The 240-nt window shown below is 47.1% G+C and carries 1 pseudogene; it reads right to left on the minus strand.

Features of this window, described 5'->3' with window-relative positions:
- Positions 1-240: pseudogene (locus tag CWC11_RS20975) on the minus strand (dihydroxy-acid dehydratase domain-containing protein); the annotation flags it as partial.

The raw sequence follows: 240 nt of genomic DNA on the forward strand, positions 1-240 counted from the left end.
TCATGAATTTTAGCAATAATGCCACCTTCGACTGCCTCAGGCGCTAAGTGGATGGCCGCAGGTACTTTACCTGATGCGCCAGACATACGACCATCCGTTACAATGGCAACCTTATAGCCTTGGTCTTGCAGTGTCGCCATCACAGGCGTTAATTTATGAAGTTCAGGCATACCCTTTGCCTTCGGACCTTGCTCTTTAATAACAGCGATGAAGTCTTGATTCAGTTCACCATCGGTATAC

Source organism: Pseudoalteromonas sp. S3178, from assembly GCF_005886985.1.
Lineage (GTDB): Bacteria > Pseudomonadota > Gammaproteobacteria > Enterobacterales > Alteromonadaceae > Pseudoalteromonas > Pseudoalteromonas carrageenovora.